The sequence below is a fragment of the Isoptericola croceus genome, assembly GCF_029382255.1.
Lineage (GTDB): Bacteria > Actinomycetota > Actinomycetes > Actinomycetales > Cellulomonadaceae > Isoptericola > Isoptericola croceus.
On the sequence record NZ_JARLLG010000521.1, the window covers coordinates 1 to 254 of the forward strand.

The 254-nt window shown below is 40.9% G+C and carries 1 protein-coding gene; it reads right to left on the minus strand.

From position 1 onward, the window contains the following. A partial coding sequence (locus PZC42_RS21995; protein WP_277214340.1) for a glutathione S-transferase family protein occupies positions 1-254 on the minus strand: 254 nt, incomplete at both ends.

A 254-nucleotide genomic window follows, 5' to 3' on the forward strand; every position in this document is an offset into this window, starting at 1 on the left:
GCAGCATAAGTAGACTTGCTAAGGAATGTATTCAAAAATCCAAATGCTTCATCCAATTTCTTTGCTTTCTCTTCATCGTAAGGTGCACCACCGAACATAATTGGATAATAAAGTTCTCCAAATCTTAAGTAAAGAGTTCCCATGTCAAAGTAAAGCCTCTGGTTAACGAGGGCCCTCTTCTTTGGGTCTTTTGGGTAGAGGGAGTCGTCTTTGCCATATTGTTCAGCAAGGTAGCACATTATAGCTCGGCTTTC